General features: G+C 53.8%; 12 protein-coding genes. 7 read left to right on the forward strand and 5 right to left on the reverse strand.

The features are described 5' to 3' along the window. The first annotated feature begins 12 nt into the window (after positions 1–12). From FE784_RS31625 to FE784_RS31650, 7 genes are all read left to right on the forward strand, one after another. Positions 13–1,734 carry a hypothetical protein gene (locus FE784_RS31625; protein WP_139606266.1) on the forward strand — a complete coding sequence of 574 codons (1,722 nt, stop codon included), beginning with the start codon at positions 13–15 and terminating at the stop codon, positions 1,732–1,734. Between the two features lie 138 nt (positions 1,735–1,872). After that, positions 1,873–3,006, forward strand: a complete 1,134-nt coding sequence (locus FE784_RS31630) for a sensor histidine kinase (protein WP_139606267.1) — start codon at positions 1,873–1,875, stop codon at positions 3,004–3,006. Continuing rightward, the gene (locus FE784_RS31635; RefSeq protein WP_139606268.1) at positions 3,003–3,602 is read left to right on the forward strand and encodes a response regulator transcription factor; all 600 of its coding nucleotides are present in this window, start codon (positions 3,003–3,005) and stop codon (positions 3,600–3,602) included. Before FE784_RS31630 ends, FE784_RS31635 begins: the two co-directional genes overlap by 4 nt. Before the next feature lie 329 nt (positions 3,603–3,931). Further along, a complete protein-coding gene (locus FE784_RS42700; protein WP_342779151.1) occupies positions 3,932–4,114 on the forward strand; it encodes a DUF6886 family protein in 183 nt (60 codons plus the stop codon). Beyond that, the gene (locus tag FE784_RS42705) at positions 4,048–4,275 is read left to right on the forward strand and encodes a DUF6886 family protein (RefSeq protein WP_342779152.1); all 228 of its coding nucleotides are present in this window, start codon (positions 4,048–4,050) and stop codon (positions 4,273–4,275) included. Before FE784_RS42700 ends, FE784_RS42705 begins: the two co-directional genes overlap by 67 nt. 42 nt (positions 4,276–4,317) lie before the next feature. Next, the gene (locus FE784_RS31645) at positions 4,318–4,854 is read left to right on the forward strand and encodes a P-loop nucleotide/nucleoside kinase family protein (protein WP_139606269.1); all 537 of its coding nucleotides are present in this window, start codon (positions 4,318–4,320) and stop codon (positions 4,852–4,854) included. A 113-nt stretch (positions 4,855–4,967) separates the two neighbouring features. Continuing rightward, on the forward strand, positions 4,968–5,822 hold the full coding sequence (locus tag FE784_RS31650; protein WP_246132282.1) for a GNAT family N-acetyltransferase: 855 nt from the start codon (positions 4,968–4,970) through the stop codon (positions 5,820–5,822). An 80-nt stretch (positions 5,823–5,902) separates the two neighbouring features. Here FE784_RS31650 and FE784_RS31655 read toward each other — a convergent pair whose 3' ends face one another. The 5 genes from FE784_RS31655 to FE784_RS31675 form a co-directional block, all read right to left on the reverse strand. Then, positions 5,903–6,640 (reverse strand): T9SS type B sorting domain-containing protein, encoded by a 738-nt coding sequence (locus FE784_RS31655; protein WP_139606270.1) that lies wholly within the window; start codon positions 6,638–6,640, stop codon positions 5,903–5,905. Positions 6,641–7,472: 832 nt separating this feature from the next. Next, complete coding sequence (locus FE784_RS31660) at positions 7,473–10,979, reverse strand: discoidin domain-containing protein (protein ID WP_139606271.1); 3,507 nt, start codon at positions 10,977–10,979, stop codon at positions 7,473–7,475. A gap of 259 nt (positions 10,980–11,238) precedes the next feature. Continuing rightward, complete coding sequence (locus FE784_RS31665; protein ID WP_139606295.1) at positions 11,239–11,349, reverse strand: AraC family transcriptional regulator; 111 nt, start codon at positions 11,347–11,349, stop codon at positions 11,239–11,241. 9 nt (positions 11,350–11,358) lie between these two features. Further along, a complete protein-coding gene (locus FE784_RS31670) occupies positions 11,359–11,565 on the reverse strand; it encodes a cupin domain-containing protein (protein WP_139606272.1) in 207 nt (68 codons plus the stop codon). Positions 11,566–11,745: 180 nt separating this feature from the next. Beyond that, on the reverse strand, positions 11,746–12,897 hold the full coding sequence (locus FE784_RS31675) for an MFS transporter (RefSeq protein ID WP_139606273.1): 1,152 nt from the start codon (positions 12,895–12,897) through the stop codon (positions 11,746–11,748). Positions 12,898–12,908 lie beyond the last annotated feature (11 nt).

Below are 12,908 nucleotides of genomic sequence, written 5' to 3' on the forward strand. Positions count from 1 at the left end.
AGGCGAGTTCCTTTGAAAAAAACGTTTCGGATTACGATCGCGGCATCCCTGCTGACGGCCATGCTCAGTGTCCCCGGAATGACCGCTTCCGCTTCGGCGGAAGCCGGCGCCGCAACTGCGTCCGCCCAACCGGCAGCCGTATACGCCTTGGCCGAGCAGCTGCAGGTTGAACTGAAAAGCGCCCTGAACGAACGTCTGACGGGTGGAAACCGTATCGGGATCGTTCTGCGGGCGAATAATACCGGCGATACCGTAAAACGTCTGGCGGATTACGAGCTGCTCGTCCGCATGCGGGACGGGACGGAATACGCTCTGCAGCCAAGCGCCGCAAACGCCAAAGCTGTCCAGCCGAAAACGAGCGCCGATCTGGGTTATTTGGCTACCATCGATCGAACGGACGATGCGGAAATAACCGAGGTGCTGTTAAAGGAAGTCGATTATTACGTTTATCCTAAAAAAGAAACGCTGCTCTTGTCCATTCCGATCGTCTCCCGGCCATGGAACGGAAGCGAGGGCGCCGTGGCGATCGATCCGACGGTATCGCAAGCATGGAAAGAGGCGTTCTCGTTTCCTTCCCTGCAATCTCCGATCTCTTACAAGCCGGTCAGCATCCAGAAAGATATGACGGAGAAAGGTACGGTCTATGTAGTCCAATTACTCGCCGCCAATACGGCGGACTATCGCGTGCTTGTCCCCGATTTTACGATCGACGGGAGAAGCGACAGCAAAGTTTTTGCGGGGAGCCGTGTCGAGCAGGAACAGGTTGCGCTCGAGGCGAGAGAGGAAAAATATATTCATTATGCGATCCCGACGGATACGGACACGATTTTGTCCGGTTTGAACGTTCTGACGACGGAGTCGTTCCTAGACGCGGCGGGAAGTGCCCCGGTCAGCTACAAGGTCGGCCGTCTGCATATCCAATTGTCCGCATCGCCCGGCTCCGGCTCATATCCGACCTATACGTTCGGAGACAAAATAGAGTTGGATGCGAAAAATAAGCTGATCCATCCCGATCTTCAACTGACGCTGGTCGGACTTCCGATCAACGACAATACGGAGGAAGGCACCAAAACGGTAACGGCGACATTCCTGTTGACCAACAACGGCGACAGCCCGATCCCGATTCCGGCATTCCAGTCCGGACTGCTGAGCTCTGACGGTTTCCACTACGACGGCAGCAGACAAACCGCGGGCGGAACGCCGCTGCTGCCCAAAGAGAGCGTCACGGTGAATTATTCGTTCACCTTGCCCGCGACCGAAACCGGCCAAGGGTTGGTTTTGAAAATCGAGGACGCCGTTACGACAGCGCCTTACAAGTCTACTATCGCCGCATACCAAGTGGAAGCCGTACCTTACGTGACGAAGGACCAGTTCAACCTGTATCCGTTCCGGATCGGCGTCAAGAGCAACAGCACCAACTTTATTTTCAATCCGCAAACGATGGAGTATTCCTACATGGGCAACTATGATTTGACGATCGAGCGCGAACCCGGCGTAAGAGTCGATCAAACGTTCCCCGCTCTCCTGTTCGAATTGCATGACGGCTCCGACCGGCTTGTCGCGAGCAGCACAAACCCGCTGACCGGGACCGGGCGATTGGTGTCGGGGATCAATAAAATCCGCTTCACCGGCACGACGCAAAGCTTCGATTATCCGTTGACGCTGAAAATATATGAGGTATTCAAGACGGATACCGGCGAGAGCAAACGACTGCTGACGCAAATGGTGCAATAAGGCATCATATCGATTATGACGACGCAGGATAAAGGTTGGTCTTATCCCCCGGGTATGGCCATCCTTTATTAACATTGACCGATCGGCATGATATGATAAGTCCTATCACGGTTTGATCCGGCACAGGATGAGGTACGTATGGAAAAGAGATGGCATTATATTTTTCAGCTTTCTTCGGGACTGGTGCCGTACGTCTTGGTCGTGTCCTTCCTCGTTCCGTTTTATTTCGTCGTAACGGCGCCGACATCGGAACAGATCACGATAGGCATCATTTTGCTGCTGCTGTTTTTTGCGATCAATCTGGGCTCTTATCGCGCGAATGACGGCATGCGCGTCGTATTCACGATCGTGCAGATGGCAACGTCCGTCGTCATTACGCTTGTGTACGGCTACGTCTACTTGGCTCTTCCGGTCGCCTTTTACATCGGGAATATCAGGGGCAAAATACCGTTCGGAATACTGTATTCCATGCATGCTTCGATTACGTTCCTTGCGATAAATTATGGTTTCCATACAAGAGAAGTTTTTTTCATGATTCAATTTCCGTTCGTGATCCTCTGTCTGATCGGGGTAGTCCTGATTCCGTTCAACCAATATTCGCAGCAGAGGCGCGGTCAATTGCAAGACCAGCTGGCGGATGCCAATAAACGGATCGCCGATTTGATCAAGCAGGAGGAGCGGGAGCGAATCTCGCGCGATCTCCACGACACGTTGGGCCAAAAGCTGTCCCTGATCGGGTTAAAGAGCGAATTGGCTTCCAAATTGATCGAGAAACGGCCCGAGCAAGCGAAAAAAGAATTGTTCGACATTCACCACACCGCCCGAACCGCATTGAAGGAAGTGAGAGAGCTCGTATCGAAAATGAGGGGAATGAAGGTGGAGGAGGAGCTAGTACGCATCAAGCAAATCTTAACCGCGGCTCATATCCGGCTTACTTGTACGGGTGATTCCGCTTTGCCGAATATAACTCCTTATGTGCACAATGTGCTAAGCATGTGCATCAAGGAAGCGGTCAACAATGTCGTCAATCACAGCAACGCCGATGAATGCGCCATAAATATCGAACAAACCCCTACGGATACGATCATAACGATACGGGATAACGGAGAAGGCATTCCGGGCGGCCGCAAGGAAGGAAACGGAATTACGGGCATGCGGGAGCGGATGGACTTTGTTAACGGAAGCCTGGCGATTCTCTCCGAAAACGGGACGCGGGTCGTGTTAACGGTTCCGAACGTCATTAAACAACTGGAAAGGGAGAAGGACGTATGATTCGAATCGTCATTGCGGAGGATCAGCGATTGCTTCTCGGCGCTCTGGGAGCACTGCTTGATTTGGAGGACGATCTGGAAGTCGTCGGCGGAGCGAGTAACGGTGTCGAAGCTATCGAGCTGATCCAACGCCTGAAGCCGGACGTCTGCATACTCGATATCGAGATGCCGGGGAAGACCGGATTGGATGTCGCGGAAGAGCTGCAAGGAAAAGGCTGCAAGTTTATCATTTTGACGACTTTTGCCCGCGCCGGTTATTTCGAAAGGGCAGTGAAAGCGGGAGTAAGCGCATACATGCTGAAGGACAGTCCGATCGAGGAGCTGGCGGGTTCCGTCAGGAGCGTGATGACCGGGAAACGGATTTATGCTACCGAGCTGATCGTTGATCTGTACGGAGAGGAAAACCCTTTGACGGACCGCGAGAAGGAAATATTGCAGCTGCTGGCCGCCGGAAAGACGACGAAGGAAATGGCGGAAGAGCTGTTTTTGACTACGGGAACGGTCCGCAATTATATATCCGGCATATTGGACAAGCTCGATGTAAACAATCGGATTGAAGCGATTACCCTTTCGAAGGAAAAAGGATGGATGAACTGAAGCTATCGCCTTTTCCGCGAACCGGCCAATGAAAGGTTTACTACCTAACGACAAGATCCGTTCGAAGAGGGTCTTGTCGTTTCATTATGGGATGATTTCGTTAACGCGACAAAATAACTAATAAAATTTGCGGGGAAAGCTGTTATATAATTATTCATTACCAGACGAAGTATCAATTAGATGGTAAAATACTACTGTAAAACTATTGGGTTAATTTGGGAGCGACCAGGGAGGAACTTGCCTCGGCAGTTGCTCCCCATTTACGTTGGGTTAAAGGGAGTTTTGTGTGGGTAGTTGTAAATTATGTTGAAAAGGAGAGAGGGCGATCTATGAAGCTGTTTCATTTTAGCGAAGAAAGTTCAATTGAGATTTTCAAGCCAAGAGTGAAAGAAAATAGAACGGATATGCCTCCAGTCGTTTGGGCAATTGAAAATATAGATATAGATTGCCTGCCGATACATTTCAACTGTTTGATGAGGTTGCTGGATACTACATCTCGACCCAAGCAGTAATTCCAATCGAGGTTGAGCCCCTGGATAATCTTATAGATAGACTAATAATTTTAAAGATTGAACTTAGATTTACACCGAATTTATATCCACTTAGAAACGCAATTTTAAACTCATCTATAAAAGATTTCGGCATACACAGATTCGCAAATGCGAAAATTTAGAAGAATGGTTAGAGAAATGGTGTGCGGGGGAGGGATTAGCCTATGCATGACATCAAAAAATCAGTAGCCGTCTATCTTATTTCAGGTCCGCTTGGTGTAGGCAAATCGACTGTCTCCAAGACTTTGGCCAACGCGATGAACCAATGTGCATGGATTGAGGGTGATCTCCTTCTCCATATCTACCGCGGTGAGACCGAACCGCCTTGGGAGGAACGACTCCGACTGGCCTGGCTTAATATCTCTGCGGTGACGCGAAATTTACTCCGGAACGGGTTAGACGTGGTTATCGATTTCGTCGTCGAAGACGAACTGCAATGGTTCTATGACCAACTATCGGATCTCGACGCGACACTCCACTATGTTGTGCTGCATGCGGAACCGGACACCCTCACCGATCGACTCAATCAGCGAGGAGATGTGCAATATATTCACCGTTCGCTCTTCCTGCGGAACAAGTTGATGGCGTCACCGACCAATGAGCGATTCCTGCTGGATGCCGACCGTAAGCGGCCGGAAGAACTCGCTGAGGAAATCGTAAAAGATGCCAGATTTCGGATTCAGGGCTGTTCTTTCCCTTAATTGGGGACGCCTTCATTTATTTCAGGCTAATAACGGAGTATAAATTACTTCACGATGCAACCGCAGAGATGACCGGCAACTTCGCTGCGTTAATAGGAGTACGGAGGAATCAAATGCTGATGAACATATCAGGTGTCCGATACGAACGCTTCAATGAAAAAGATTATAATGCCGCCAGAGAATTAGTAAGCTATGACGCCGACGGGGGTGAAAACATCCTTCGGGTGCTTGCTGAGGAACCGAAATTGTTTATTACCGCGTTTATTGAGGATAAGCTTGTTGCACTGGCCCAAGTGAACGAGCCTGGTTCTCAGTCCTATTTAACAGTGTTTGTCGCACCACAGTTTCGCAGGCAAGGAATCGGTTCTGCAATGGTAAAGTATGCTGAAAACGAATTGAGGGCGGGCGGAACCCAAAAAATCAGGAGTTCCTTTCGTGAGGGTCATCAATCATCTCCTGCGTTTGCGCACAAGCTCGGTTATGTCAAATACTTTTCATCTGCTTTAATGCAGCGCACCGGCGAGCTCTTTTCCCTGGAGGAGCTTCCGGTGAGGCTGTATACGGACGAAGACTATATTGCCAGTCAGTCATTGTATGCCGCTGCTTTTCATGAAATGCGCGTCCGTGTCGGGTGCTTTCCTGATTCTGTAATTGCTCAACCCAGTGAAAAAGAACGAAGAACATGGAAAGAGGATGCGAAAAACCGTTTTGTGTACGAAATAAATGGGAAAATCGTCGCTTATAGCCACCTTTCCGGTAATGAACTCAGCAGTATTTCCGTCCGTACAGACTTTCAGGGGCTTGGGATCGGGAGAAAGTTCGTTATGTATTTATGCAATGAGATCTATCAGCGTGGCAGCGCAAGCGTCGACCTTTGGTGTGTCGTCGGGAATTATGCCAGAAATCTGTATGATAGTCTTGGCTTTAAGGAAAAGTATATTATGGAATTTATGCGTAAAACGCTATAATTTTCGCTGTTTGAGCGAATGGGCAGGATGGTTATCCTTTTAAGGAATAGAAATCTAATTCAAACGATTTATTTATAAAATTATATAGTGATCCCATAAAAGTTTAGATTGCACGCCATATTTCTAGTAATGCTCATTGACTTACTGTCATCATTACCTAACACCTTATAATTAACCACATTCGGACGCTCTAGGAAAATCAAGTATTCGCCAGGAGACACCTGATTCCCATCCATCCCGGTGTGATCCCAAGAAACCGTCGCTTCGTAGCCAAATTTACTTGGAAAAACGCCCTCAATTGGAGGAAGCGAACGACTATACACGACGTTTCCATCTTTATCTCGCACTTGAAGGGTTAATTCAATTGAATCTACATTGATATCCTCCTCCATTTGGTTATGAACCATGACTCTAAAATTATATTTGTCTTGAGAAAAAACCGGAACAATAAAGAAAGGGTCATTGCAGCGAGGAAGCGGCGCTGAATCTGAACGTTGCAAGGACCACTTAATCGGAGCTATACCTTGAAAAATGTCGATTTTATGCATCCCCGTATAATCCGATGGAGGCTGATAATCCACTCTAGACTCCATTGCCTCCGCAAAGCTACGCAAGGGAATGTATGCCTTATTGTTGTAATTAAGAATTTCATTATGACCAGTACCATCGATCATTTTGGTTTCGGACCCACTATGGATCGTAACGGTACTCGGAAACAGCACTCCGTAAATCGCATTAGAAGCATTCGAAGGAAGAGCTGCAGCCGTTGAAACGAATAAAACAATACCACTCCCTACACCAATCATCCATTTTTTCACTTACTATCCGCTCCTTTCTATTGTCCATTGTTATGTACGCATTCAGAGCTTGTTTTGTTGCTATTCCGGCTCGTCCGGACGTCGGGTGCGCGATCGTCCGCTGAAGGAGCGGCTTCCCGACGAACCGTCGCCTGCAATAGTACCGTTACCTTGGCGACCGCATCCGCGATTTCTTCGCGGGATTTCCTACTTTAACCTGAAACGGTACGATCACTCAACAAACCGAGTATCAAAATTCCATTATTACCGACTCGTTAAAAAAGCAGTGACAGACCAGGATCCCGAAAATCCCAGACTGCCGCTGCTTTTATTGTGCTATCGTTACCTTGCGGAATGGGAGCGGGATGGGTTGGAGGTCGTTTATATCACTCACCATATTCAAGGTTGCCACAGGAGAATGGCAGGACTGTCGATTATAGCGGCGATGTTCAGCTGACCTTGGATGAAGGACATCTGGGAGATACGCAGCGTTCGTAATCGACCGTACGACATGAAAGGACGATTGAGGTCAAATCGAGGGAAGAAGCATGCCGGCAATTCGTTTGGGACGACGGTCCGGCAAAAGGCGGAGCTGCTGGCTCATTGTTCTTGCTGATCGGGAACGGTTGCGAAAGCACGGCCCGTTGGACGCAGAAAGGCTGCCGATTCCGGCAAGCCTTATGCGTCAGCGGGCAAGACGCGACATGAACAACGATTGTACTCAGGAACATGAACGGAATAACGTACCTGTCTTCCGACGACCGAAGTTTGTCGGAACCGCAAGGCCGGTTAGTCCGTCAGGGCGGTCGTTCGGTTAATGTTCCTTTGAGTCGCACGTCCGTGTCGAATGTGCTTAAGGCGAAGCGGCGGTGACGGTGACTGCGGTGGAAGCATGCACCCATTTGCCCTGCTGCGTTACGGCGTAGGCGGAAATTTTGGCCGTGCCCGGTCCTACGGCCTGGACGACGCCGTTTGCGTTTACGGTGGCAACCGCGGTATTGCTGCTGACATAGGCGATATCAAGCGCACTGAGATTGCCCGGAGTACCGTCGTAGTTCACGCCTTGGACCGAAAGCGGAAGCGTGGCGCCTTGGACCAGCGATGCGCTAGCCTGCAGAATGAGGCGATCCAGATGCGTCCAGGTCGGAACCAGATCCGGCCACGCTTGGCCGCTGTAACGAATGCGGGCTTCCGTGACGCTCATCCAGTCGTTGCTCGTGTTGCCGTATCCGACAATGCGTACGTAACGTGCCGGAGAAGCGGCGAACGAATGCGCCTCCAAATCGAGCCTGTCGCCCGCGCCGCTGCCGCTGTACAGCTCGGTCCACTGTGTTCCGTCAACGGAGCCGAGCACCTTGAAGCTGAACGACCGGACGTTCCCTTGATACCAGGCGAGCTCTACGCCGTCGACCGGGCGCGTCTGGCCCAGATCGTACTGAACCCATTGTCCGTGTCCTTGAGCGGAAAAGAACGTGTTCAGCTTACCGTCGATCGTATGGGACGGCGGGTATGTCCCGATAATGCTGGCTTTGACTTTCTCGTGATCCGGGTGTCCGCCCCGGAAATAGACCTCATACCGCGCCGGCGTGTAGCTGGCCTGGGTCACCGTGATAACCGCTTTGCCCGGCACATAGGTGGCCTGCTCCACCGTTACGCTGGCCGCTGCCGCGGCGGAGGCGGCGACGACCGGCGGAACCGCGCTGACCGGCGTTCCGGCAGGCGGGCGCTGCTCATACTGGTACACGCCGGGCACGAAGGAGGCAAGCGGCTGTCCGTCGATAAGCAGATTTGTCAGCTGCGCGGTCGGCTGCGTCGGTATGCCCCAAGCGTTCAGCGGCTGGAAGGCGGGAGCGGCAGCCGTAGGAATTCCGTCGCGCACCGGAGTGAACAAGACAGACAGCGCCGCTTGATTCGCGGCATCGAGCTGCACCGTTAATTTGCGCAGGCTCGAGTTGGCCGTCTGGCCCGCCGGATTCGGCGACGACCAGAGCGGGACGGCGTCCATGACGGTGAAGACCGGGTCCGGGTCCGGCGATACGATCCGCGCGAGCATCCGCTCATTGCCGATCTTCAGCAGTGCGGAACGTCCGTCCGGCCCGATCTCGATGTCGGCGCGGGTATGCATGAACCACCACGATTCGACCGGGTCGCTTGCCGTCAGTTCATCCTGAATCAGTATTTGGCTGCGGTTGTCGAGCAGCTTGACACCGCGCTGCCAATCGGTCACGCCCCGAGACGCATAGGCCGCGCTCAAGTCGGCGATCGCAAAAGCTTCCGTGGCGCCGCTTTCGTAACGTACAATCTCGCCCTCTGCCGGCACGTCCTGATCGGGACCGGCCCCAGGCTGTACGACCAAGGTGTTTTGGCCTTCGGCCCGCTTGCGGTAGTACGTCCACCGCTGTCCGTTCGGCCCGTCGCTCCAATAGCCGGGAAGCCCGTAATTTTCCTGGCCCAGTTCCTCCGCCCAGCGCTGTCCGAACGCATCGAGCACGAACGTGCCCAGATCGAGGTCGCCGTGGTTTTCTCCGTTCAGGCCGCCTTTGAAGCCGACAAACAGGGCGTCCGGCGTCTGCCAGGCGCTGCGCATCGTCACAACCTCGGAGCCGCGAAAAGAGGCGTCCAGCGGCAGGCCGGCGCTGATCGGCGATTCGATCTTGGACGGATCGTACCAGAGCAAGTAGCGCGGCGTCGCGCCGCTGCCCTGCAGCGTCCACCAGCCGTATGTCGGCTCGTTGTGCCGTTGTCCCAGCCAGAGCAGATCCCCGATATTTTGCCGCCCGATACTGGAATCGTAATAGTTGAACGTTGTTCCGCTCGAGCCGCTCATGTAGATCGGGTATTTGCCCGTATCGGACAGACCCGGCAAATCGGCCAAGCCGTAGTCGTCGCCAAGCGCCGTTTCGAGCGCGGCGATGTAGGGAACCAGGTACGAGGTGGCATAGGCCCAGTAGCCGACGCCTTCCGGATAGGCGCCGTCCGGGGCGTACTCGGCGATGGCGATCGGCAAGTTATTCATGCTCCGGCGCAAAATCTCGTCCGCCAGTTCGGGCGCCTTGTCGCCGACCGCCAGAGCGCCTATGCCGAGACCGCTGTTGGTGACAATATTCCAGTTGTTGTTGGTAGTTGCCCACCAAGCGCTGTCATAGTAGCCCTGGATGCCCGGTGTGAGTCCCATGTTAATGATCGCATTTTCCAATGCCGCTCGCCGGGTCGGGGACCAATACTGGTACAGCCAGTCATAGCCGATCGCGAAGGCGTTCGTCATTTCCGCGGTGCTCAGAAAGCTGACCGGATTCCAGTCGGGGAAGGCGGCAGCGGCCTCCAATTCGTCCCACAATCGCTCTGCATAGCGGGTATCTTGGCTGATCTGGTATACGAAGGCGAGCGTGTTCGCGCGGCTCAGCACTTGGCGGCTGATCTGCAGCAGCGTGCGTCCGTCCGGAAAGCCGTATTCGGATACGGGCTGCGTCAGCATGGCGTCGGCCTGGTTTTTCAGCGTGTTGTACCAGCCCTGCATGAGGGTGTCGGTCGGGATTTGCAGACGGATGCGGTCAAAGTCCGCCGCAGTCGCCATCAGTCGCGGATGCTCGTCCAGCAAATGCTCGATGACCGGAACGCCGGGCGGCGTATTGTTGGTTCGAATGAGCACATCGTCCAGCGTCAGCCGCTGTCCGGGCTGCAAAATGCTCGAGAACCGGAAGTTGAGCGGTCCGCCGACGACCAGATCCTCGTTCAAAGGTTGGGCGGAGGCGATCGTGACACCGTTCAGCGCGGTTTCATACGTCCGGGAGCCGAAGTCGATGATGACGGTGGCGTTCACCATCTGGCTGCCGCTAAGCGACAAACCCGAAGGCGGGCTCGGAATCAAGCCCGGGCCGGTCAAATACAGCATTCTTGTCGACGCGGGCGCGTTGTTGTCCGTACTGCGCAATTCGAAATCGAACCGGTTGCCTCCCGTCTTCACGCGGAAGTCGACGCGCACCATCGTATCGGCTGACGTGGCGAGACGTTTTTCCACCCGGGGGCCGCCGCTTCCGACCGAACCGCTGACCCGCTCGAACTGAAGCGCTTTCCCGCCTTCGCTGGAAACGATGGTCAAGGTGGACTGCTCGCTGCTTGCGCTTGCGTTCCAGGTGTCCGGATTGGAAGCTTGGACGGCAGGCGGTCCTCCCAAGGCGTCCTGTTCGAAATCGTAGCTGAACAGCGTAGTGCTCCAGGACGGCGCATCGGCGCTCGCCTTCTGCTCTGTCCAACCGAGCGGCGGGATGGCGATCGCCAGCGCCAGTGCCAAAGCGGTCCAGATCCGAGCTTTTCGTGGTGCGGTACGTCCCTCCAGTCGCTGTTGTTTTGTTCTGATCATGCCGTCATTTCCTCCTTGATCGAATAGGATGGGAATGGCCCGAAATCGGTCGCATGGCGAACGATGCCGAATGGGCAGGAGGATGAAGCGCTTGCCCAGTGGCGGAACCGTTCGCGCCGCAACGAATTTCAACGATGCACGGAAAGCCTTTCCAACACCAGTATTGCGAAATGGAGGAAGGAAGTAAATGTAATAAAAATCGAGAAATAAGGAAATTTGTTCACAGCGATGCGGATAGCCGAATCTGGAGGAGCGCCGGCTAACCGTTGCGGAAGGCGCGCGGCGTCATGCCGATACTTTTGGAGAAGACGCGGGTGAAATAAAGGGCATCCTCGTATCCGACCTGACGGGCGATCTCGGCGATCGGCAGATTGGTTTCCTAGGGGATCTGGAAAGCGTACCCGGGACCGAGCTCGTGCGGCTCTCCGTCCAGCTCCATCACCCCGTGCCCGGCATAGGCGTACACAAAGCTCAGCAGCCGTGTCGGGCGGCTGACGATCCGCTGCTTGTGCTGCCGCCAAAACAGCGCGTCCCGATGGTAGACGTGAATGATTTTCGGATGGAACGACTCAAAAAAATCTGTCATGCACGTACCTCCCCGTGCGCATACCGCCCGGTGCCCTTCTGCAGAAACTCGTCCTGCAGAGAAACCGTTTTCGTTATTTGCTTCCCGACCAGGCTGCACGCACGGGGCTGATTCGAGCAGCAAAGTCATCGAAGTCGACACCTTAAAAGGACAACAAGGCAAGATTCAAACCTCGGGCCGTCATCCGGTTTTCGCGGGCGTTCTGCTCCTCGCTTTTCTGACGGTTGACACAAAGATCACCAACGAACAAGCCACCGATACGGCGCTTGCCGCAAATACCCCCTGATAGCCGATGTATAGCGAGAGCGAGCCCAGCGCAATGGAGCCGAGTCCGATCCCGAGGTCGAACGCGGTGAAAAACGAGGCGTTCGCCACCCCTTTGCGATCCGGCGGTGCCAGCTTCAGCGCAACGGACTGAAAGGCCGGCTGCGCTGAACCGAAGCCGATGCCGTACAGCACGGCCGAGACGGCGACCCCCGCCATATTTCCGGCTTGGCTCACTACGATCAAAGCCAAAAAGGTAATGATCAGCGATGGGATGATGATGGCCGTTTCTCCGTACCGATCGGACAATTTGCCCGCCACCGGTCGGATAACCGTCAACGAAACGGCGTAAACGAGAAAGAAGAAGCCGGGATTTACGGCGATCGTATCAGCGAAAATGGGCATAAACGCCGTTATGCCGCCATAGGAGACCGCCAAGAAGAACAGGCCCGCCATAACGGGCAGCAAAGATTTCTCGATGAGCGATATAGACCCTTTATTCGCATGAGGCTGAAACGGTATTTTGGCCGCGAAGGCGAGCGCCAGCGCCATGGCGGAGAAAGCGGCGGCAATTCCGAACATGTGGCTGAACGAGTAGTTCATGATGATCCATGTGCCGAGCATTGGCCCGATGGCCATGGAGACCGTCATCGAAACGCCATACCAGCCCATGCCTTCTCCGCGGCGCTTTTCCGGCACGACATCCGTAATGCTCGTCCCGATCGCGGTAGTAGAGAAAGCCCAGCCCGCGCCGTGCACGATCCGAAGGGCGATCAGTACGGCAATGCCGCCCGCCCATTCGTAAGCATAGATCGATATTCCGAACAACAGCAGGCCTAACAGCATGAACGGCCGTCTGCCGTACCGGTCCAGCAAGCCGCCGACAAATAGACGGAACACGACGGCGGCGAGCGTAAATATGCCGGCCACCAAGCCGATCATGGCGTCGTTGCCGCCCAATTGCTTGATGTAGAGCGGCAAAGTCGGGAGCAGCAAGTAAAATCCGGTTCCCAGAAACAGCATTCCGGCCGTCAGCATAATAAAGGGTTTCGTCCATAAACGGGTCATGTCTGATTCCT

This window comes from Paenibacillus hemerocallicola (assembly GCF_006265175.1).
GTDB classification, from domain to species: Bacteria; Bacillota; Bacilli; order Paenibacillales; family NBRC-103111; genus Paenibacillus_AB; species Paenibacillus_AB hemerocallicola.

Excerpts from the sequence above, each read along its gene's own strand:
- FE784_RS31630 (WP_139606267.1), top strand. The coding sequence starts at position 1,873 with ATGGAAAAGAGATGGCATTATATTTTTCAGCTTTCTTCGGGACTGGTG.
- FE784_RS31670 (WP_139606272.1), bottom strand. The coding sequence starts at position 11,565 with ATGACAGATTTTTTTGAGTCGTTCCATCCGAAAATCATTCACGTCTAC.
- FE784_RS31660 (WP_139606271.1), bottom strand. The coding sequence starts at position 10,979 with ATGATCAGAACAAAACAACAGCGACTGGAGGGACGTACCGCACCACGA.
- FE784_RS31675 (WP_139606273.1), bottom strand. The coding sequence starts at position 12,897 with ATGACCCGTTTATGGACGAAACCCTTTATTATGCTGACGGCCGGAATG.
- FE784_RS42700 (WP_342779151.1), top strand. The coding sequence starts at position 3,932 with ATGAAGCTGTTTCATTTTAGCGAAGAAAGTTCAATTGAGATTTTCAAG.
- FE784_RS31650 (WP_246132282.1), top strand. The coding sequence starts at position 4,968 with ATGCTGATGAACATATCAGGTGTCCGATACGAACGCTTCAATGAAAAA.
- FE784_RS31635 (WP_139606268.1), top strand. The coding sequence starts at position 3,003 with ATGATTCGAATCGTCATTGCGGAGGATCAGCGATTGCTTCTCGGCGCT.
- FE784_RS31645 (WP_139606269.1), top strand. The coding sequence starts at position 4,318 with ATGCATGACATCAAAAAATCAGTAGCCGTCTATCTTATTTCAGGTCCG.